The organism is Rheinheimera sp. B2H12 (assembly GCF_059620065.1).
This window is the reverse complement of sequence record NZ_CM184363.1, coordinates 3566917-3590153: the sequence shown is the minus strand read 5'-3', so window position 1 is coordinate 3590153 and position 23237 is coordinate 3566917. Positions and strand designations below refer to the sequence as shown.

The following is a 23237-nucleotide window of genomic DNA, read 5'->3' as shown; positions in this document are numbered from 1 at the left end:
ATAGTTATGAAAAATATCGCAATGTTGTTTCCTGGGCAGGGATCCCAGTATGTCGGGATGGCGCAGCAACTGTACCAGCAAGATGAAGCCACGCGCCAATTGTTCCGGCAGGCTGGGGAAGTCCTGGCACTGGATATGGTGAAGTTATGTTTTCAGGAACAGGCTGCGGTGCTGAATCAGACCCAATATACCCAACCCGCCCTGGTGCTGTGTGCCGTGGCAGCCTATCGCCACTTTGTCGCCAGCACAGGTTTAACACCTGTGGTCCTGGCCGGCCATTCCATTGGCGAAATCAGTGCGTTAATTGCCGCTGAAGCGCTTGATTTTGCCGATGGTTTAACCTTGGCCAAGGCGCGTGGGGAAGCGATGGCAGCCTGCTGTGCACCAGGTGATATGGCGATGATGGCAGTGGTCAAGCTGCCAAGAGCTCAGGTTGAACAGATCTGTCAGTTACAACCCGGCTATGGCAGCAGCCTGGTGATTGCCAATTATAATTCTCCGGCACAACTGGTGTTGTCCGGATCTGTGGCTGCTTTATCACAGGTCGAGATAGCGCTCAAAGCCGCTGGGGCCAGTTGTATTATGTTGCGGGTCAGTGGCGCTTTTCACAGTCCACTGATGCAGCCAGCCGTTGCCCAGTTGCAGCCACTGCTGCAGCAAATTCGGTTTCATCCGCCAAAAATTCCGGTGATTGCCAATGTGAATGCACAGCCCTATCCGCATGGCGCAGACATCGCCAGCAGTCTGCTGCAGCAAATTTGTGCCCCAGTGTTGTGGCAGGACAGTCTGGAGCAGTTAGCCGCCGGACAGTTCAGCGCAGTGAAACTCAGTAGTGCTCAGATTGATCTTTATCTGGAAGTCGGGCCTGGGGTGGTGCTGAAAAAACTGACTCAGATGATTTTACCCAAAGCACAGGTGTTTTCACTGGATCAGCAGGAAGATGCCGCCCCGTTACAGCGACAGCTGGAAATCGACATTCGGAACCTGGCACAGCGGCCGGCATTTTTAGGCAAATGTCTGGCGGTGGCGGTGGCGACCCGCAATCAGAATTTTGATGAGCACAGTTATCGTGAAGGGGTGGTGCTGCCTTACCAGCGGCTGCGTGAGTTACATGAGCAATTAGAGTCCGCTCAGGCGACGCCGGATCTCAGTCAGATGCAACAGGGGTTAAGGTGGCTGCGACAAATCATGATCAGCAAGCAGGTACCGCAGCAGGAACAACAACAACGGTTGTACGAGATTTTGCGGATGACGCAAACGGAAGCATTACTGGCTGAACTGCCAGAAATTGTTAGTTAACAGTTGGTTAACTGTGCGCAAATGCGGCTTAGAAGGACATAAACGTGGATCTTAGAGATATCGCACTGGATCAGTTGTTGCCTGCCAGTCAGGTGCCATTGCCCCTGCAGCAGCTCCAGCCTGCAGCAGTACAGCAAGAACTGCAGCACAACAGTGGTACTGCTGCAGCACTGCCCATCGCAATCATCGGGATGGCGGGTCAGGTTGGGAACCAGGCTGATTTAACCGCTTTCTGGCAACTGCTGGCCACCGGTTGCAGTGATATCGATCAGCTGTCATTGCTGCGGCAGCAGCAATTAGCCGATTATTTGCGACTGAATGCCGCGCAAGGCTGGTATCAGCAACAGGACTATTTTCAGGCTGCTTTTCTGCCGCGGATTGATGAGTTTGATTTTGCCTTTTTTGGTCTGTCACGCCAGGAAGCCTGTCTGATGGATCCCCAGCAACGTTTATTGTTGCAGCATTGTTATCATGCTCTGGAAGATGCCGGTTATGCCGGCTCAGCTATCCGTGGCAGCCAGACGGGGGTGTATATCGGTGCCAGCCATGATTTTGGTGAAGATTACCGGGCGCTGATTGATACCTTGCAGCCTGATGCCGCCGAAATTGCCATTACCGGCAACATTCGTTCTGTGATGGCTGGCCGCATCTCCTATTTACTGGATTTAACCGGCCCGGCGTTAGTGGTCGATACCGCCTGTTCATCGGCGTTAGTGGCGGTTCATCTGGCCTGCCGGGCTCTGGCGCAAGGGGATTGTCAGCAAGCGCTGGCGGCTGCTGTGAATGTGAATCTGGTCCCCTTGCCGATGAAAGCCGAGACTGGCATAGGCGCCCGTGATATTGCCGACAACCTGGCGGCGGACTGGCAAACCAAGGCTTTTGATGCCCGCAGCGACGGCATGTCGATCGGGGAAGGCGTATTTGCGCTGATGTTAAAACCATTATCCCGCGCTTTGCAGGATGGTGATCAGATCCATGCAGTGATCCAGGCGAGCTGCGTGAATCAGGATGGTCGTTCCATGGGGTTAACGGCGCCGAGCAGCAGTGCACAGGCGGCCTTGTTACAGGCGGCCTGGCAAGCGGCCAGGATAGATCCGGCCGATTTAACTTACCTCGAAGCGCATGGCACCGGGACCCGACTTGGCGATCCGGTGGAACTCAGTGCCATCCGTCAGGCGTTCAGCCGACATACCACACGCCGGCAGTTTTGTGCGCTGGGGAGTGTCAAAACCAATGTAGGTCATCTGGATAATGCAGCCGGGATGGCAGGACTGGTCAAAGTGGTGCTGGCACTCAAACAGCAGCAAATTCCGCCAAGTCTGCATTTTCAGACACCAAACCCGCAGCTTGCGTTTGAGCAGTCGCCGGTGTATCTGAATGACAGGCTCAGACCCTGGCAGGTGAGTCCGGGTCAGCTCCGGCTTGCTGGCGTCAGTTCTTTCGGGCTCAGTGGCACCAACTGTCATCTGGTGATAGCAGAAGCGCCAGCGCAGGTGGCGACGGCTGCCGCTGCAGAATTGCCGTTACTGTACCTGTTACCTTTATCGGCGCGCAGTCCGGCGGCATTACAGACCCTGGCAGAACGTTATCTGCGGGTCTGTCAGCAGCAACCAGCGCTGTCGGCTGCAGATCTGTGTTTTACCGCCAGTACTGGCCGGGCCCATTTTAACCAGCGTTTAGCGGTCTGGGGTCGTGATACGGCAGCACTTGCGGCGGCATTACAACACTTTCTGACTGAGCAAAGTGGCAGTTATCAGTGTGGCGCTTTTCAGCTGATCAGCGATGATGAGGCCGTTACGGCGCTGCCGACAGACAGTGCCAGTTCCTTTGCGCTGTGGCGAGTCACCCAAAGCCAGCAGCGACATTACAGCGCAGAGGCCAGGCAGTTATCCAGCCAGCTCGGCAGCACAGTGCAAGCGGCAGCAGCCGGTACTGTCATCCGTGCTCTGGCGGATTGTTATCTGCATGGCGCTGATTTACCGGTGCCATCTTATCAGGGCAAGCGGGTATCCCTGCCGGGTTATCCCTACGAGATGCAATCCTGCTGGTTAAAACCGAGCGCGGCGGCGGAGCAACTGGCGCTCCATCGCGGTGGTTATCAGCCGGGTCATGGCGGTACTGCATTGCAGCGCCATCCGTTGCTGGATCACATCGTGATCAGTCGCGAGCTGTGGCTGGGTCGCAAAACATTACATAGTACGCGGGACTGGATGCTGGCTGAGCATAAAATTGCCGGTGTCGCGGTGTTGCCAGGGACTTGTTACGTCGAAATGATGCTTGAACTGGCGTGTCGATATTATCGACAAAGCCAACCGGCGTTGCTGTTTCAGCATATCCAGTTTCTGCAGCCCTTGGTGCTGGCTGAGGCCAGTACTGCAGAATTGCATTTGCAGTGGCAAGCACAAGCGGATGGTTTTCGGATCAGTCTCTGCAGTTTGGCAGCGGATGAGCAGTGGCAGGAACACGCCAGCGCCACTGGTCAGCCACTGCTCCATCAGCCACCACCGCAACTGCCTGCAGAGCTGCAACTGGCCAAGCTGCAACAGCGCTGCAGCCAGCAGATTGCCTTTGAGGTACAGGAAGATGTCAGTCGTGGTCTGGCAATCAGTGCCCGCTGGTATGGCAGTTTTGTCGCTGGTTTTACCGATGCCACAGCCAGCGGATATTTGTTTCAGTTCAGCTTTGCTGCAGCTTATCGCGATGATTTATCACAGTATCGTTATCATCCGGCGCTGCTGGATACCGCGATTAATGCGGCGAACCATTTAGTCGGTCAGGGAGATTTATATCTGCCGTTTTTTTATCAGGAACTGCAGATCTGGCAGAATTTGCCGCAGGATTGCTGGTTTTATCTGCAACCAGAAGGCGACCGGCAAGCGGAAGTGGTCTGTTTTTCGGTGCTGATGTTTACCGCAACAGGTCAGTTATGCGGCCGGGTTGGTCGCTACGGTATCAAAAAAGCCGGCCAGTTTGGCACCTTGCCGTTGTTGAACCGGCAACTACAGCCGCAGTTTTATCAGTTAGACCTGCGCCCGGCACCATCAGCCATCAGCCCTGTGGCAGTTGCGGGGCAGTCGGTGTTGCTGATTGGTGAGGATGCGGCAACAGTGGCGTTACAACAGGCGCTGCAGCAAGCCGGCGCTAGAGTCAGCATGCAATCCGCAGCACACTTATTGTCGGCCGACTCTGCCGCTTGGGCGGACGCTGAGTTCGGACTGTTGATTTACACCGCGGCCTGGTCCTTATCGTCGCCTGAACAGGCACCGGCTGCTTTACTGGCCTTACAACAACTGCTGCAACATTGTATCCGGCAAAAAATAACGGCTAAGTCCGGTATGGTGATCTGCTCCGGGCTTGCCACCGCAGCGGATCCGCTGCAGGCGGCGTTGGCGCTTTATACCCAGGTGGCTGCAGCAGAGAATCCGCAGTTACAGTTAAAAAACCTGCAAATTGACCTGTCGGAAGCGCCTGCAGCTGTCCTGACGGCTGTATCGCAATTGTGGCAGCACTCGCCCGCGCAGGATGCGGCCAGCAGTTTTATCTGGCAACAAGGCGGCTGGCACCGAGAATGTATCAGTGCCTATCAGGCTGCGCCGTCAGCACACACTTTGGTATTGCGCCCGGGCGGCAGTTATCTGATCACCGGTGGCTGTGGCGGGCTCGGGCTGGCGCTGGCGGAAAAACTGACGCAACTGGCGGCGGCACAACAAGTTCAGATCCAGTTGATCTTAACCGGGACTACGCCGTTGCCAGCGCATGATGACAATGCAGCAATGACCACAGCGACGGAGGCTGTGTCGCTCAGACAGCAGCAGCTTCGCAGGCTACAAACCGCCGAAGTGACTGTCGAGTATCAGGCGGTGGATGTGGCGGATCCGATTGCCATGGCTGCGTTACTGCACAGGATCCGGCAACAGTCGGTGGCGGGGTTATCCGGCGTGATCCATGCGGCTGGCCGGGCTGGCGATGGCTTTTTGCTGCATAAAGACGACAGGACCACCCTCGCCGTGATGACCCCAAAAATGCTGGGCGCTTACTGGCTGGATCAACTGACCACAGCAGATGAACTGGATTTTTTTGTGCTGTATTCCTCAGTCGCATCCTGGTTTGTGCAAGCCGGACAAAGCGATTACACCGCTGCCAACCGGTTTATGGATGCGCTGGCGTTGCAGCGGCGGGAGCGTGGTTTAACGGCATTATCCATTTGCTGGCCGGCCTGGCGGGAAACTGGCATCGCCAAAGCTTACGGTGCCGTCAGTGAGGAGGAACTGTTTTTGCCGTTGTTGACTGAAGACGCGCTGGAACGGTTGCTGACCCTGCTGTCAGATCCAGCGGCCCCGGCCGTGGTGCTGGCGGCCGACCTGAATCTGAGCCGGCCACAAACCGACGTGACCCAGAGTGCTTTGTTGTTTGAGCCTGCCTTGTTGCGCAAGTTGCAGCAAAGCTCTGTAACAGCACAAGGCGGCAGCGCAGTGGTCAGCTTGCTGGGTATTGCGCAGCCGGATGCGTTTGACCTGGCCGTGGCCGAGGTCTGGGCTCAGGTGCTGGGCGTCAGCGAACTGGCGGTAGATGAACATTTTAATGACTTGGGCGGCAACTCTATTCTGGTCACCCAGCAATACAAAGCCTTTGCCGCGCGTTTTCCCGGCGCGCTAGATATGGCGGATTTGTTCAGCAGTGCCACAGTCCGCCAGCAGGCCGCACTGCTGCGCCAGCACCAAGCCAGCCTTGCCGCAACGACAACGTCCAGTCGGACCAGTCCGGCGGCATCTCAGTTGGTAGCCGCTGATTTAGCGACCCAACTGGCCCGGCTGGCTGCCGGAGAGATCAGCCTTGAACAAGCTCAGCAACTAATTTAAGGATCAGTGCCGCAGTTAGCCGGCACTGCCATAGCATGACAAAAGGATTGCAAGCGAATGAATAACTTAAAAACTTATATTCTGCGACAGGTGGCAACTCAGCAATTAGCGCAGGACGAAGCGAAACAGCTGTTGCTGGAGTTGGCACAACAGCAATCGCCACCAATGCCGGCTGTAGCCGCAGAACGGATTGCCGTCATTGGGATGGCAGGCCGCTTTCCGCAGGCAGAAGATGCCGAAGCGTTCTGGCAGCAATTAAGGGATGGCCTGAACTGTATCGTGGATTATCCGCTTGGCCGACGCAAAGATATCGAACCTATTATGCGTAATCCTTATTATCTGGAGTATCTGACCGGGAATGCGCTGGTCCTGAAAGATCTGGATGATGTGTTTGCCCCTGCCGGTTATATGCAGGATGTCGATAAATTTGATGCTGCTTTTTTTGGTATCCCACCCAACGAAGCTATCCACATGGATCCGAATCAGCGACTCACCCTGGAAGTGGCCTGGGAAGCGATGGAGAATGCTGGCTATGGTGGTGAGGCTTTATTTGGCACTGATACCGGTGTGTATATTGGCCGGGAAGGCACCAATGTTGCGTTTTATCGCTTTAACAGCAAAAAAGATCCAATGCAACTGACGGGGTCCTGGGAAAGTATTATTGCCAGCCGGATTTCCTATCTGTTTAACCTGCGGGGGCCGAGTATGCTGGTGGATACCGCCTGCTCCAGCAGTCTGGTATCGGTGCATATGGCCTGTAAAGCCATCCTCAGCGGTGAGTGTAGCCTGGCATTGGCCGGTGGCGTTAATCTGGTGCATGGCGAGCTGAAGTCAAAGTACCAGGGCGGCATGAACATGAGTTCGGTCGAATCAGAAGATAATGTGATCCGCACTTTTGATGCGCAGGCCAATGGCACGGTTTGGGGGGAAGGTGTGGCGATGGTGCTGCTCAAACCGCTGAGTCAGGCGCTGGCAGATGGTGATCCGATCCACGCGGTGATTGATGGCAGTGCCATTAATAATGACGGAGCCTCTAATGCCCTGACAGCCCCGAATGCGGAGACGCAGGAAGCTGTCATTGTCAAAGCCTGGCAAAATGCCGGTATCCATCCGGAAAGTCTCAGTTATATTGAAGCGCATGGCACCGGTACTGTGCTTGGTGATCCCATCGAATTTAAAGCCCTCAGCAAGGCATTCCGGCGTTACACCGACAAAGCCCAATTTTGTGCCATTGGCTCGCTGAAAACCAATATGGGGCATTTAGTGGCTTCGTCTGGCATTGCGTCCTTATTCAAAGTCATCAAGTCGATGCAACACCGGCAAATTGCACCCACGATTAATTTTCAGCAGCCAAATCCCTATATCAATTTTGCTGGCAGTCCGCTGTATGTGGCCGATCGTCTGCAAGACTGGACAATACCGGAAGGGGCGGTGCGGCGGGCCGGGATTAGCTCTTTTGGCTTTAATCATACCAATTGTCATATGGTGGTGGCAGAAGCACCAGCCCGGCCAGTTCTGCCGGCGACACAATCCCTGTATTGCCTGACGATTTCAGCGAAAAAACTCAGTATTCTGCGGGACTATCTCAATCGGTATCTGCTGTTTGTTGCTGACAACAACTGGAATTTAGCCGACCTTTGTTATACCGCTGCGGTTGGCCGTGGCCATTATAACCACCGGCTCTGCGTGATGGCCCGGACCGAAGCTGAGCTGAAGCAACGGCTGACACAGGCGTTACAAGTGCTGGATGGATCCGTGGCGGCAGGGATCAGTTTCGGCGGGCATCAGATGGTCAGTGAGAAAAAAACACAGCGCCAGGCTGGCGATCTGACAGAGCGCGAACGTAAGCAACTGAGTGAGCAGGCGGCCTCGTGTTTACAGCTTTACCTCAGTCAGCCGCAGCCTGAATTATTAAGTCAGCTAGCGTCGTTCTATTGCCAGGGGGCGGAAGTGGACTGGCGGCAATGTTATCGGCAGGAACGTCGGCAGCGGCTGGCGCAACCAGGTTATCCGCTGGAGCGGGTCCGCTACTGGGCCGAAACGAAAGTCAGTCAGGTGGCAGGTTTCTCCGCTCAGTTGCATCCGTTACTTGGCCAACTGGTGCATCATCAGCGCACCGAGCAGGCGGAAGAATGGTTGTTTGCAGCCTTGTTCAGCAATGAAGAGCAGTGGGTGCTGGCCGATCACAAAATTAATGGCACTGGCGTGGTGCCAGGTACCACTTACCTGGAGATGGCAAGAGTCGCGGCAAAAGAGGCTTTAGGGCTGCGTGCGCTGACGCTGGCGGATATGTTTTTTCTGCAACCTATGGTGGTGCATACACAGCAACAGCGGGTATTGCACCTGCGATTAAGTCGGGACATCAACAGTACAAACTGCCTTTTTCAAATCAGCAGTCGCGGGCCCGAGGATGATAGCCACTGGCAGCAGCATGTTGAAGGTGTTATCCGGCCTTTGACCGACAGTCAGGTGCAGGATCAGGGTTACCAGCGGGTGCAGCAGCAGGCCAGTATGGTTATTGCTGAATATATGGCCGAAGCCGATACCGGCGTCTTTCAGTTCGGGCCCCACTGGGACACGGTGCGGTCGGTCTGGCATGCCGGTGCTGAAACCCTGGCCCGGCTGGCGTTGCCGGAGCCGTTGGTGGCTGAGTTAGCGGATTATCAAATCCATCCGTCGATGCTCGATAATGCGATGAATCTGGTCAGCCAGACCACGGGCCATACTTATTTGCCATTTATGTATAAATCCTTCCAGTTGTATCAGCCGTTTTGCAGTCCGATGTATAGCAGAGTGCTGGCGAACGGGCCTATGACGGGCGAAGAAGAAACCCATAGTTATGATGTGGTGATGACCGATCTGTCAGGTCGGCTGATTGCGCGCGCAGAGGGATATATCACGAAAAAAGTGCATAGTTTTGCTTTTCAGGACACACCAGCGCGGCCTGAGTTTGTCGGGATGCGCTGGACGAGCGTGGAGCGGCCAGCCGCCAGGTCAGACCTGCAACCGGCAACCGTATTGCTGATTAGTGCAGAGCAACTGTCAGAGCCGGATGGCCAGCAATTAGCCAGCCTGTGGCAAGCGTCCGGGATTGACGTGCGGCATGCGGTGTTAACCAGTGCCACCACCGACGTGCAGTCTGGGCGTTTTGTCGCCGATGCCAATGGCATTGCGACCTTGCTGGACAGTGCGCTGGCGCAGGGAATTGATACGCTGGTCTGGGCCTGCCAGTTACATGCTGCGCCGACAGCCAGCTGGAAGCAGCCAGAGGTGCATGCCTTGCAGCAGCAACTCAGTCTGGATGCGCTGTTTTTACTGGCCAAAGCTTTGCTTGAGCGCAAATATCGGCTCAGTGGTGGCTTGCAATTACTCAGTTGTGGTGCTTACACACCGCAGCCAGATATTGCAGGCACTGATGCAGTCAGCAACCCGCTGGCTGCCGCCAGTGCTTTGTTTGCCTTATCTTTTGCCATGGAAGCTGCCGCTATTCCCTGTAAAGTACTTGATGTCAGTGCTGCGGCGCTGGCAGCACTGACCAGTGCTGCGTTGGACTGGTATGACTTGTGCCAGCAATTACCCGCCGGGCAAATCTTCGTGCTGGATCAGCACAGCCTGTATCAGCAAGAACTGGCTGCCATTCAGTTACCAGCGCAGGCTGCTGCAGCTTATGCCGAGGATGGGGTCTATCTGATTACGGGCGGGCTGGGTGGCCTGGGATTGGCAGCCGCCGCCGAACTGGCCAGTCATGGCCGGTTGCATGTGGTGCTGGCTGGTCGGGCTGAACTGGCACCGCCCGCAGCATGGGCAGCGCTGGCGGAGTCGGGGCAAACACCAGCAGAGCGCCAGCACGGCGAAAAATATGCACTGTTGAGTCAGTTGCAAACTCAGCTCGCCAGTCTGAGTTATGTCAGGCTGGATGTGACGGATGCCAAGGCAACCGAGGCGCTGGTGCAGTCGTTACTGACAGGTTTTGGTCGGATCAATGGCGTGTTCCATGCCGCCGGGGTGGCGGGAGATGGTTTTGTGCTGAGAAAGTCAGCAGACACTTTCCGCCAGGTACTGGCGGCAAAATTGCAGGGCACAGTGAATATCCTGGCGGCCATGCAACATCAAAGCACTGATTTTATCTGCCTGTATTCATCTATTACCGGTTTACTCGGCGGCGAAGGGCAAAGCGATTACGCCGCTGCCAACGCTTTTCTGGATGCGATAGTGGCACCTGCCCGTCGGGCAGGTTTGCCGGTGCATGCCCTCAACTGGCCGAGCTGGAGTGAAACCGGTATGGCGGTGGACTATCAGCTCGACACCGGGATGACACCGTTTCAGGCGTTGACCAATCAACAGGCATTTGCCCGTTTACATCAGGTGCAATCCTGTCTGGCCATGCCGGCCGCAGTGGCGTATCTGGTGCCAGCCGATATCAATCCAGCCGTGTTAAACCAGCTCAGTCCGCAGTTACCTTGTCGGTTAGCCGCTGAATTACGGCAGCAATTGTTGCAGGCCGCGCAGCAGGAACCGCAACGGCAGACCGAACTGACGGGACGCGCTGTGCAGTTACAAATTTTGGGTAAATCCATGGATGAAATGACCGCAACCGAAATCGAGCTGGCTGGTATTTATGCCGCTGTGCTTGGGATCTCTGAGCTGGATTTATTCGCCAATTTTCAGGATATGGGCGGGAATTCAATTATTGCGACCCATCTGTTAAAGGTGATTGAGCAGCAGTATCCGGGTCTGGTGGATATCTCCGATATCTTCTCTTATCCGTCGGTTGATGTGCTGGCGGAATATCTGGCACAAAAGTTAACCCAGAGCACACCACAACCGGCAGCCAGCCCTCAGCAGCCTGACTGGGAACAATTAATGGATAGTCTGACCGCTGGTGATGCGTCGGTGGATACCATTATGGCCAAGCTGTAACAGGGCGCAGGAGACGGAACAGATGACAGTCCAGGCTCAGATGTCAGAGCACGAGATCAGCAAAAAAGCCTTGCAGCGATTTTTATTGCAGCAGGTACAGACGCAGCAACTGGATAAACAGCAGGCATTACAATTTTTACAATTGCTGGATCGGCAGTTGGAGCCGACGCCGCAGTCCAGTGGCGATATCGCCATTGTCGGGCTGGCCTGCCGCTTGCCGGAAGCTGAGAATAAAACCGAGTTCTGGCAGAATTTGCTGGCAGAACGCAGCAGTATTCGCGACTTTCCGACGCAAAGACTGGCTGATTTAAAGGCAGTTATGGCGGATGACATGCCATTATTTCAGGGCGGCTTTTTAGACCGGGTGGATACCTTTGATCCGCAGCTGTTTGGGATCTCGCCACAAGCGGCTTTGCATATGGACCCCTATCAGCGCCTGATGTTACAGGTGTTGCTGGAGACCATTGAAGATGCCGGCTATCAGCGCAGCGATTTGGCGCAGCAGGCGGTGGGGGTGTTTATCGGCAACGATCACACGCACCGGCTGATCAACAATTATCTGCACTTTATTCCGATGCATCATCGCGACTTTCAGACCATGACAGGCTCCTGGACCGGCTTACTGGCCGGGCGGTTGCGGTATATTCTGAACTTGCGGGGACCGGCTCAGGTTATTGACAGCTCCTGTTCATCCGGTCTGGTCGCTTTGGATGCTGCCATCAAAGCCATTCGGGCCGGTGATTGTCAGCAGGCGCTGGTGGGCGGTATTAACCTGACCTTTTTACCGGGTAAAAATGTGGTCGGTGCCATGGAAAATACCGTGGCACAGGTCTGCACTTTTGATCAGCGCGCCAGTGGCACGGTCTGGGGCGAAGGGGTGGCTGCGGTGCTGATTAAGGAGTTATCACAGGCAACTAAAGATGGCGATGCCATTTACGCCGTGATCAAAGGCATCGCCCTGAACAGTGATGGCAGCTCGAATGGCATCACCGCCCCCAATGCCAGAGCACAACAAGAGTTGTTGTTGCAATGCTGGCAGCGGGCCGGGATCAAGCCGGAACACATTTCATACGTTGAGGCTTTTGGCAGCGGCACTCAGTTGGGAGATCCGATTGAAGTCAAAGCCTTGAGTGATGCGTTCCGCCAGCATAGCAGCCAGAAGCAATTTTGTGGTATTGGTTCTGTGAAAACCAATATCGGCCATACCGTCGGCGCATCGGGGCTGGCTTCGCTGATTAAAGTTCTGCTGGCGCTGGAGCACCGTACACTGCCCGCCAGTCTGAATTTTGTCACCCCAAACAGTTTTATTGATTTTTGTCAGAGTCCGCTCTATGTCACAGACCGGACCCAGCCCTGGCAAGGGCCAGCACCGTTAACTGCAGGCGTCAGTTCTTTTGGTCTGATTGGCACCAATGCTCACCTGGTGCTGCAGGAATACCAGCCAGAGTTGCAGCACCAGGCAGCACAACAGGATTATCTGCTGTTGTTATCAGCACGTGATCCGGCGTTGTTGCTGGAAACGGTGCGACGGACTTGGCAATTTGTGCTGACACAGCCAAGTTTGTCGCTGCTGAATTTAAGTTACACGCTGGCGGTTGGCCGGAGCCATCATGCTTATCGCCTGACCTTGCGCAGTCGTGACTGGCCTGAACTGAGCCAGCAACTGGCACAGCTTGTCAGCCTGTTGTCGCAGTCGGCGTACCATGAATTACCGGCTGGGGTACAACTGGCATTGCCGCCTTATCAGCAACAGCGGCAAAGTGAGCAGGCCCGACAGGCACTGCAGCATTTAACGGCCAGCGGCCGGCAAGCCAATCTGACCGAGTTGGCTGACTGTTATCTGGCCGGCGCCCAGATCGACTGGCGTTTGTTGTTCGCCCAAACGGATGCCAGACGTCTGCATCTGCCGCCACAACCTTTTTTAGCGCAGCGGTACTGGTTTGTTGATCCGCAGGCGGCTTTCATGGCGCCAACTCCTGTTGCCCAGCAGCTGTCAGCGCCGACAGACGCCGATCCGCGAGCCATGTACCCGCAGGCGCGCAAAAGCCAGGTGCTGTCGTTGTCTGAGAGCGAGACTGCAGCGACCGCTGCGCCTTCAATCTCGCAACTGGCGGAACGGGTGGTGACTTTTGTCATCGCGCAGACACTGGGTTACCAGCAACTGCAGCTCAGTCAGAATTTTTATGCCTTAGGCGGTGATTCAATCTCCGCAGCCCGTATTTTGTTTATTTTGAACCGGATGCTGTCGTTGCAGGCCGAACTTTCTGATCTGCTGGCGACAGATTGTCTGGCCGATTTTCTGAGCCGGCTGCGCCAGCAGCGTGGCCTTGAGCAAGCAATTGCGGCGCTGGAACGCGGCGATGATCCGGCATCCACGGCACTGATCCAAGGCCAGCCTGCAGCCGAAGATTATCCGGTGACGCCGGCGCAGCAACGGTTGTTTCAGGCCTGGCTACAAGATCCACACAGCACAGTCCACCATGTCACTGTACTGCTGGAACTGGCCAATCCGGCTGATCCGGCCCTGGAAACCGCGGTGCTGCAACAACTGGCGGCCCGGCACAGCAGTCTGCGCTGTGAATTTTTTCAGCGTCAGGCCGCCGACGCGGCCACAGTCGAGATCCGGCAACGGCTGCTGCCAGAGTTGGCCGTGCCAGTCCAGTTTGTGGATGTTCCTGCTCAATCTGCTGATCTCAGTACCCTCTTACAACAAGTGGTGACTGCGCAAGTGCAGCCGTTTGTGCTCACTGCAGGGCCATTGTGGCGGATCTGTTATCTCAACACCGCTGTGCAACGGCATTTTATGTTGCTGGATTTCCACCATAGCATCACGGATGGCACCTCGATTGGCATTTTCCTGCGGGAATACTGGTTATTGCGTCAGGGGCAACAACTGCCGGCGTTGTCGCTGAATTATCAGGATTATGCGGTTGATGTGCTGGCCAGACGTCAGACGGAGCCCTATCAGCAGTTGGCGGCTTACTGGCAGCAAAAACTAGCCAAGCCTCAGCTCGGCATGAGGCTGGCGACCGATTTCGTAGGGCCGGCAATGCCGGATCCGCGCGGCGGCAACTGGCATACGGTGGTTCCGCTCGCGCTGAGCAACTTGTTGCGGCAATTCGCGGTCAGCAGTCACTGTTCGTTATTTGTACTGTTGATGGCGGCGTATCGGTTGTTGATGTACCGGCTTGGGGCTGGCCATGACATTCTGATCGTGACACCGGTCAGTTGCCGGCAGCACCATCAGTTGCAACCTATGGTTGGTTTACTGATGAATATGCTGGTTCTGCGCGAGTCTCTGCAGCCGACTGAGAGCTTTTTACAGCTGCTGGCCCGGTTGAAAACCAATACCCTGGCCGATTTTGATCAGCAGCACTATTGCTATGAAGACGTGCTGGCGCTGTTGGCTCAGTCCTCTGCTGCCGATCAGGCTGCGCCGCTGGCATTCTGTTTTGTGTTGCATAACCAGGATGTGGCGCAGACTGCTGGCGAGTTATTAGCAGAGGTAAAACTGGACAGCGGGGTGGCGGAATTTGCGCTGACCTTGTATTGCCGGGAACAGGACGGTGAACTGCAGCTGACCTTTGAATACGCCAGCAGCTTGTTCAGTGCCCGTCGTATTGCCAGCTTAAGCCAGATTTTTCTGGCTCTGCTGGCGCAACTGGTACAACAGCCTGCCACCAGTCTGATTGGGCTGGAACTGCACATCGAACCGGACTCGCCGTGGCAACCGCATGCCGTGATGCCCGTATCGCCGTGATGGAGACTCAGATGGCCAAGATAGTTTTATTTGCGCTCCCTTATGCCGGGGGCAGCGCGCAATTGATTTTTACCCCATGGCGGCAAGCGCTTGGGCGGGAAATTGAACTGGTGATGCTGGAATACCCGGGGCATGGGCGTCGGATGATCGAGCCTTTTGCCAGTTCGATTGCCGTGTTAGCACAAGATTTACTCAGCGACATTGCGCGGGTAGCCCGGTTGCGGCCTTATGCGCTGTATGCCCATAGTATGGGCTGCCTGGTGTTGACCGAATTACTCAGGCAGATAGTGCTGGCAGGCCTGCCAGAACCTGAAGCGGTATTTTTGTCTGGCCGTAATCCGCCGCATCTGCCGTATCCACGAACTTTACATCTGCTATCTGATGCCGAGTTTTTAGCGGAGATCCACAGCCTGGGTGGCACTGCTGCCGAGTTTTTCCGCCAGCCGGAACTACAAAAAATGTTTTTGCCGATTTTGCGCAGTGATTACCAGCTGTGTGAACTCTGGCCGGTTCAGCCAGCCAGCTGCCTGACCTATGCCGATTTGACCTTTATTTTCAGCGATGCGGATCCGATGGTCAGTCTGCCTGCAGTTCAGCAGTGGCAGCACTATAGTCGTGGCCAATTTCGGCTGGTGCAACTGAGGGGCCCGCACTTTTTCATTCACCAGCAATATGCCGTGATCTGTCAATACATCCGCCGTCAGTTTGGCTGGTCCGAATTGCCCGCTGGCTCGGAGCTGGTGCAGTGAGGCCGGTAAAAAAACCGGCTCAGATGTGCTGTGCTGCCGTTTATCCGCGACTGGCAGCGTTTGCCCGCGCTCTCTGCGGTTTATCTCATCACAAAGCAGCTCGGCAGGCTCTTTGTTAGGCTTGGTTACAGAGCAAAGAAAAGGGGAAGGCAGATGAAGCATCGGAAACAAAGCAGGCTGCGGCTGGGATGGCTGGTATTTTTAGCCTTCAGTTACAACCCGGCAATGGCAGCCCTGAATGAGGATATACCGGCGCAGTTGCTGCAGGAATACGACACTGCGGTCGCAGGCGACAGTGACGCCACTGAGCGGGTATTTGCCGCATTCCAGCAGCTGTACCAGCAAAAACCAGCCAGTCCGCTGGTGCTGGCGGCTTTAGGCAGTACTGGCACTATGATGGCTCGCGACAGTTTTTTGCCCTGGCGCCAGCTCAAGTACCTGGAAACGGGCATGGGCCAGATAGATAAAAGCCTGAGTCTATTAAGCCCGGCTGACAGTCAGCGGTATGTGCAAGGTTTACCCGTGACGGTATGGGTGAAAAACACCGCTGGCTGTACTTTTGTCGCCGTGCCAGAAATGTTTAACCGGCTGGACAGCGGTTATCGGTTGTTACAGGACGTGCTGAGCAGCCCTGAAGTACAGCAACTTCCTTTTGAGAAATTAGCGGCTGCGTATCTGTGTGCAGGCAGCGCTGCCCAGAAACTGAAAGATCCGGTCAGCGCCCGCAAATACTTACAGCCACTGTCCGAACGGTTGCCCGCCACACCGGAAGGGCTGCAGGCGGCTGAGTTGCTGAAGTCTTTGGCTGGAGCCTGATCACTATGTTGCAATTTGACCATATCAGCAAACAGTATCTGCAAGCCAAAGTGGCAACGCCGGCGCTACGGGATATCAGTGCGGTGATCCCCGCCGGACAGGTTATTGCGCTGTGCGGACCTTCTGGCAGTGGCAAAAGTACCTTACTGAACATTGCCGGTTTAATCGATTGTCAGTATGAAGGGACTTTATATTTCCAGGGCGAGCGGATGCCAAAGCAGCCTGCCAGCCTGACCCGGCTCAGACGTGAACAACTGGGGTTTATTTTTCAGCGTTATAACCTGGTTGAAGTGATGACCGCCTTTGAAAATGTGGAATATCCCTTGCTGCTGGCCAGATTTAATACTTCCCGTCGTCGTGACATGGTGATGGAAATCCTGCATGCCGTTGGTTTAGCTGGCCACGAGCATCAACGTCCGAATGAGTTATCTGGCGGGCAACAGCAACGCGTGGCCATTGCCCGGGCCTTAGTCAGGCAACCTGCCCTGGTGATTGCCGATGAACCGACAGCCAATCTTGACAGTGTCACGGCGGCCATGGTGATTGATTTGATGCGGCGACTGGGTCATCAGCATCAGACGACTTTCCTGATCGCAACCCACGATGAACGGATGATGAGCCGTTGTGACAGCGCCCTGCATTTACTGGATGGGCAATTACAAAGCATGGAGCCGGTATTGCCAGTGCAGGCGATGCCTGACATGGCAACGCAGTATGGTGCGCAGGTGAAGGCTGAGATGGGGAACCTTGCATGCAAAGTATAAAGCTGGCCTGGCTGAATGTGCTGCGAAACCGCCGCCGTTCAATGTTTACCATGCTCATTACCATGGTGGCCACAGTGGTCCTGTTAGCTGGTGGTGGTTTTTGCCTGTATATGTATCAGGGATTAGCCGAGGACAGTGCCCGGGAAACTGGGCATCTGGTGTTATCTAAGCCGGAATTTTTTGCCGCTGATGAGGATTTTCCGTTGCAGTATGGGTTGCCGGGCTACCGGGAGTTACAGCAACGTTATCAGGCTGATCCGCAGATCCGGGCGGTATTACCACAAATTGAGTTTCAGGGGCTGATTTCAAACGGTGACAAAACGCTGATTTTTACCGGGAAGGGGGTGGAATATAACGAGTTTCAGGTCCGTGGTCCATTTATTACCTTTACTGCCGGTCAGGCCTTGTCAGGTCAGCCAATTCCCGGCCAGCCACACGAAATTTTATTAGCCAGTGGTCTGGCGCAAAACTTAAAAGTGCAGGTCGGCGACATTGTCACTTTATTAAGTACTACCACTGATAACATGATGAATGGCATTGATTTTCAGGTCCGTGGTATTTTCAGTGCTTCAGTGCCTGAGTTAAATAAGCGTCTGATTTACACGCATTTGGCAGCGGCACAGGAGTTAGTCGATAGTCAGCTCGTCAGTACTGTCGCCATTCATTTATTTGAGGATGCCGACAGTCTGCATCAGCAGCAACAGTTACAGCAATATCATCCGGAACTCGCGGTAACCCCCTGGTGGACGCTGGCATTTTATTATAAAGATGTAAAAAACTTATTTGACCGGATCTTTGGCCTGCTTGGAGTCATTGTGGTACTGATGGTGTTCCTGGCTATTTCCAATACCATGAGTATGGCGGTGATGGAACGGACCCGGGAGATCGGTACGCTGGCTGCGATGGGGGCTTATCCGGCCGAAATTATCCGCGGTTTTGTGCTGGAAGGTCTGATTGTTGGCCTGCTTGGCACCCTGAGTGGCGTGCTGGTGAATCTGCTGCTGTTTGTCTGCCTGACCTTGATTGATATCCAGATGCCACCGCCGCCGGGCAGTACCACAGGCTTTCCGGTAGCGATCAATTTATCCTGGTTGTTAACCCTGACTTGTACACTGGTCCTGACAGTGACTTGTGCTGTGGCAGCCTGGTTAGCCGCTCGCAATGGTTGTCGTAAACCTGTTACTGAGGCACTTGCTTATGTTTAAACCAACTTGTGATCGGCCTGCTGCCGATAGAATGTCAGCTTCTTTGCCACAACTGGCAGCGCGAGGTCATGGCTGGATCTGGACTCTGTTGTTATTACTGCCGCTGTATGCGACAGCCAGTACCCTGCAACAACGGCTGGAAATGGCGGACACCTATCGTTTTAATGATCAACCGACCAAAACTGTGACTGAGGTCAAGGAATTTAAAGCAGGCCAGATGGCAAAAACACAGCTGTATGATGTCTATAGTAAGCCGGGGAAAGGTTCGTTAGCAGTTTTTAAATCTGCGGCCCAGGCCGGGCAGAAAGTATTGATGCAACAAGATAATTTCTGGATTTTTATGCCAAAGACCCGCCAGCCACTGCGAATTTCACCGATGCAAAAATTAATGGGCGATGCCTCAGTCGGCGATTTGGCAACACAAAGCTGGAGTGATGCTTATCAGGCTTCTGCTGTCGCAGTTGGCGAAGTGCCGACCCCGCTGGCGGCAGATGAAGTTGCGATCTGGCTGGATGCCCGGCTCGGCGGTGTCAGTTATCAGCGCATTTTGCTGGTGTTATCTGCAGCCGATAATTTTCCGCTGCGAGCCTGGTTTTATTTAAAATCGGGGAAATTAGCGAAATACGCCACCTTTGAGCGAGGCGAATTGCACCATCAGCCCTGGATCAGTGCCATGACCTTTGAAAACAGCATGCAGCCAGGCAATAAAACCATCATGACATTGACGGCGATTGAAAAGATGCCGCTGGATGACAAAATTTTTAATCCGGCATTTTTGCTGCGCAGTAATCTGGCTGACTTTTAAGCCGTCGTTGCCGGATCAGGCTGGAGTGTGGCGGGTTTATGAGTGGGATGGTTTTTTTAAATCAGCGTCGCACGTTGCGCTGGCCGTTGCTCTGTAGTCTGTTGACCTGGACAGGCCTGCCGCTTTCTGCGTCCCAGTCGCTGCCGTTGCAACTAAGTTATCGCAGTTCGGCTGAATTTTATCAGCCGGCGCGATCGTTATTTTTTCCACAAAGTTCAGACAGGCGCCATCAGGTGGTGCTGGATGCCGAGGTGGAACAACATGGTTTTCGCAGTCATCTGGCGGCCCGCAAGCAATGGCTGGATGGCGAGCCTACCACCCGCGATGAATTGATCCTCAGTGAGCTGTTTCTGGATACCAGTTGGCGGGACTGGGAGATTACCGTTGGCAAAAAACGACTGAACTGGGGCGTCGGTTATGCTTATCAGCCACTGAATATCATGCAGACAGAAACTCAGATGGCTACGGGGGTGGTGGTGGATGAAGGTGCTTGGCTGATCAGCGCTGAACGTTTCACGGATAGCGGGGTCTGGACCTTACTGGCCGCCAGTGGCAATTCACAACAGCAAGGTGCCTCAGCCAGGCCAGATGGTGCAGGTCTGCGTTATTATCAGTTAGTGCAGCAATGGGATCTGCAGGCGTTGCTGTTTATTGATGAGACTCATCAGTATAGTCTGGGAGGCAGTGCTGTTGGTGTGGTAGGGGATGCGACGACCCTGCATCTGACAACGTTATGGAACCGGCGCTACCGCAGCTGGCAGCCGCAGTTTGAGCCGGCTGCAGACTGGCAGCAGCCGAAGGTGGCGCCAGTGCAGTTGCAACAACTGCAGGATGGCTGGCAACTGCTGATGGGGGCTTTTATCAGCTGGGAGCCTGGTTTTAATCTGTTGGTCGAATATTGGTATGATGGCCGCAGTCTCAGTGCCGGCCAGTGGCAGAATGTGTTTGACCAGGCTGCGCAATGGTCGCAACAGCCTGAGGCTGCCAGCCTGCTCGGTGCCGGGCAGGCGCTGTTTCTGAGGCCAAATTTATTAGCGCATAATTTAATGTTGTATTTTTCTTATGAACAGCCAGACTGGCAGGGGAAACTGGATGTGCAGTATACACCTGAAGATCAGGGGCATGTGATGACGGCACGTCTGAGCTGGCCTTATCTGACCGCGCACAGTATTGAAGTTGGCTTGCGCCATTTTGCCGGTCCGGTCCAGTCGGTGTATCGCCAGGTTCCCCATCACATGGAGTGGTTTTTGCGCTTTGAAGGGAGATTTTAGCGGGTGACCTCATTTTTTCAGCCATGGCAGGCTTTTTTTCGTACCGCGTTTGGCGAGTATCTGCGGGTACTGCTGTTATGCAGTGCTTTAGCTGAATTTATCCTGCTACTGGATGATCACGCTGATTATCGCTGGTTAACTTATCTGAGTTGTTACAGTTATGGACTGCTGACACACAGTGCGGTACTGGTCGCTCAGAAGGTATTTCCGCAGGGCTCAAATTTCAGCCGTTATTTATTGCCTGCTGTGATTGCATTTATGCTGGCTTCGATGCTGAATCTGCTGATCGCTGGCTGGCTGATCACGGGCATTTTGCACGATTACGCTTCGGAACTGCTGACCGCGCTGGTGGTATTCAGTGTGACAGTGTACTGGTTATTTTTAATTGAACGGGATGCGCAGCTGAACCGTCGGTTGCAAGAATCTGAACTGGCCCGGCTTGCCAAAGAAAAGGCGTTGATCCAAAGCCGTTTATCTTTGTTGCAGGCTCAGATCGAACCGCACTTTTTGTTTAACACCATGGCAAATCTAAAAGCCAGTATTGAGTTAAACCCTCTGCAAGCACTTTGTCTGGTTGATCATTTGACAGATTTATTGCGCCAGAGTCTGAAACGCAGTAAAGACGAATTACTGCCATTGTCAGATGAGTTACATGGTTGTGAGGCTTATCTGGCGCTGCAGCAAATACGGCTTGGCGGCCGGCTACAGTTTCGCATCGAGTGCACGGCTGAGGTCAATGCCGACACTTTGTTACCGCCTTTATTAATTCAGCCACTGGTGGAAAATGCCGTGTTGCATGGGGTGGGGCAGGTTGAGCATGCTTGCCAGGTGCGGCTGTGTTTAAGCATGACCACGGCACAACAACTGCGGATTGAAGTCAGTGATAACGGTGCCGGGCTGGGGCAGAGTCAGCATAGCGGCCATGGTATCGGTCTTGATAATATACGGCAACGACTGCAGTTTTATTTTGGTCCTGCCGCGACGTTACAGGTCAGTGCACAGGCCTGTCAGGGAGTCAGTTCGGTATTGCTGCTGCCATTAAACAAAGCCAGTTTTTTTTCGGACAACGGAGTCAGTCATGCCCATTCAGGCGCTGTTAGTGGATGATGAACCTTTATTGTGTCAGCACTTGCAGGCACATTTGGCGCGGTTGTGGCCTGAGCTGGTTATTGCTGGCGTCGCGCATCATGGCGGTCAGGCGCTGGCTTTGCTGGACAAGTTGCAGCCACAGATTATTTTTCTTGATATTCAGATGCCTCAGTTGGACGGCCTGGCACTGGCAACGCAACTGGCACAATTAACACAACCGCCTCTACTGGTATTTGTGACTGCTTTTGACCAGTATGCACTGGCTGCCATTGAACATGAAGCGGTCGATTATCTGCTAAAACCCGTGCAGGAACAGCGGTTGATCAACACCATCAACCGGTTAAAAAAACGTTTGCAGGCGACGTCGGCAGCCAGCCTGGGCGGTGAACAACTGCATCATCTGCTGCAACATCTGGCGCAGCAGGTGACAAAACCTAAGTTAAGCTGGATTAAGGCGATGCGACAAGACCAAATATTTTTACTGTCGCCAGCGGACATCCATTATTTTCAGGCCGAAGATAAATATACGACTGTGGTGACCGCTGAAGCTGAGTATATTATCCGAACACCCATCAAAGACTTACGTGAGCAGTTGGATGAGCAGCAGTTTATTCAGGTGCGCCGTGGCACCTTGGTCAATAGCCGGATGATTGACAACATTCAGCGTGATTTCAGCGGCCGTTTGTTTGTGTGCCTGAAAAACAGTGAGCTGCGACTGCAGGTCGGCCGTAATTTTGTCAGCCTGTTTCGTCAGATGTAAATGACCGCGGCCACCCCGCCAGCATCGGCAACAAGCCTGTTTGTATTGCATCAACAGCAGTTGCTCAGTCGTTATTCGTTAGCACAGATGCATAGCCGGCTGACCAGGTCAGAGCAGTTGCGTTGTCTTGAGTTTGGCCTGCCGCAGCGCCGGCACGAGTACATTTGCGGTCGATTTGTGTTACAACTGGCATTAAAGTACTGCTGCGGGTTGATGCCAGCACAATTGCAGTGGCAGCTTGGGCCTTACGGCAAACCAGCCTTAAGCAGCAGTAGCGCAGCGATAGCGACGTTACCGCAAGTGAATCTTTCACACAGCCATGGTGTGATTGCTGTGACAGTGTCGCCAGATTCGGCGGTCGGGGTTGATGTTGAACAGATCGCAACAGCCTTGGCTGCCACTGAGCTGACGAACTGTCGGTTTTTTTCGCTGGCTGAGCAACGCTGGTTAACAGGATTAGCGGCCACAGAGCGTGTCAGACATGCTTGCCGGATCTGGACATTTAAAGAAGCGGTGTTAAAGGCTTTAGGCGCCGGACTGAATTATCCGCCAGGCCAGATTGACAGTTGCCTGCTCAGTCAAGCTGGCAGCATCGAGCTGCAGTGGGGCGGGCAGCCGGTAACGGTTTACATCACGCAGCCTGCGCTGCACAACACCTTATTTGCTGATTTTCAACTAACAGTAGCGCGATTAACCCAGCCGGTGAACCTGCAATGGATACCAGCCGCAATACTGTGGTCTGAGCCTGACGGTGCTGATGTATCCACAGTTCGATAAATCAGCTGTGGTGATGGTGCTGGCGGTAAAAAATAGTTACTTGATTATGTTAGGCGAATTGATTTGTGTAACAAGGAGGAAGCGTCGGGTATCTTCGTGATAGATACCCGAATAAGAAGGTGTCAATTTAAATATTACCCATTACCTGTGGCTGCTTTAAGAC

At 54.3% G+C, this 23237-nt stretch carries 13 protein-coding genes; all 13 read left to right on the top strand.

What is annotated here, in order from left to right; translation table 11 throughout:
- The first annotated feature begins 6 nt into the window (after positions 1-6).
- The 13 genes from fabD (at position 7) to AC53GJ_RS15370 (ending at position 23074) form a co-directional block, all read left to right on the top strand.
- A complete protein-coding gene (fabD, locus tag AC53GJ_RS15430; RefSeq protein WP_496729012.1) occupies positions 7-1299 on the top strand; it encodes an ACP S-malonyltransferase in 1293 nt (430 codons plus the stop codon).
- A 44-nt stretch (positions 1300-1343) separates the two neighbouring features.
- A complete protein-coding gene (locus tag AC53GJ_RS15425; protein ID WP_496729010.1) occupies positions 1344-6158 on the top strand; it encodes a beta-ketoacyl synthase N-terminal-like domain-containing protein in 4815 nt (1604 codons plus the stop codon).
- A 57-nt stretch (positions 6159-6215) separates the two neighbouring features.
- Positions 6216-11078: an SDR family NAD(P)-dependent oxidoreductase gene (locus tag AC53GJ_RS15420; protein ID WP_496729008.1), complete on the top strand. Its 4863-nt coding sequence runs from the start codon at positions 6216-6218 to the stop codon at positions 11076-11078.
- 22 nt (positions 11079-11100) lie between these two features.
- Positions 11101-14838 carry a beta-ketoacyl synthase N-terminal-like domain-containing protein gene (locus tag AC53GJ_RS15415; protein ID WP_496729006.1) on the top strand — a complete coding sequence of 1246 codons (3738 nt, stop codon included), beginning with the start codon at positions 11101-11103 and terminating at the stop codon, positions 14836-14838.
- Between the two features lie 11 nt (positions 14839-14849).
- Entirely contained in the window at positions 14850-15587 is a 738-nt protein-coding gene (locus tag AC53GJ_RS15410; protein ID WP_496729004.1) for a thioesterase II family protein, read from the top strand.
- Between the two features lie 153 nt (positions 15588-15740).
- Complete coding sequence (locus tag AC53GJ_RS15405) at positions 15741-16403, top strand: hypothetical protein (RefSeq protein ID WP_496729002.1); 663 nt, start codon at positions 15741-15743, stop codon at positions 16401-16403.
- A 5-nt stretch (positions 16404-16408) separates the two neighbouring features.
- A complete protein-coding gene (locus tag AC53GJ_RS15400) occupies positions 16409-17167 on the top strand; it encodes an ABC transporter ATP-binding protein (RefSeq protein ID WP_496729000.1) in 759 nt (252 codons plus the stop codon).
- Positions 17155-18372, top strand: a complete 1218-nt coding sequence (locus AC53GJ_RS15395; RefSeq protein ID WP_496728998.1) for an ABC transporter permease — start codon at positions 17155-17157, stop codon at positions 18370-18372. Before AC53GJ_RS15400 ends, AC53GJ_RS15395 begins: the two co-directional genes overlap by 13 nt.
- Positions 18365-19177 carry an outer membrane lipoprotein-sorting protein gene (locus tag AC53GJ_RS15390; RefSeq protein ID WP_496728996.1) on the top strand — a complete coding sequence of 271 codons (813 nt, stop codon included), beginning with the start codon at positions 18365-18367 and terminating at the stop codon, positions 19175-19177. Before AC53GJ_RS15395 ends, AC53GJ_RS15390 begins: the two co-directional genes overlap by 8 nt.
- Positions 19178-19215: 38 nt before the next feature.
- Positions 19216-20448: a hypothetical protein gene (locus tag AC53GJ_RS15385; RefSeq protein ID WP_496728994.1), complete on the top strand. Its 1233-nt coding sequence runs from the start codon at positions 19216-19218 to the stop codon at positions 20446-20448.
- Between the two features lie 3 nt (positions 20449-20451).
- A complete protein-coding gene (locus tag AC53GJ_RS15380) occupies positions 20452-21555 on the top strand; it encodes a sensor histidine kinase (protein WP_496728993.1) in 1104 nt (367 codons plus the stop codon).
- Entirely contained in the window at positions 21527-22297 is a 771-nt protein-coding gene (locus AC53GJ_RS15375; RefSeq protein WP_496728992.1) for a LytR/AlgR family response regulator transcription factor, read from the top strand. The genes AC53GJ_RS15380 and AC53GJ_RS15375 overlap by 29 nt, the downstream gene beginning before the upstream one ends.
- On the top strand, positions 22298-23074 hold the full coding sequence (locus AC53GJ_RS15370; RefSeq protein WP_496728990.1) for a 4'-phosphopantetheinyl transferase family protein: 777 nt from the start codon (positions 22298-22300) through the stop codon (positions 23072-23074).
- Positions 23075-23237 lie beyond the last annotated feature (163 nt).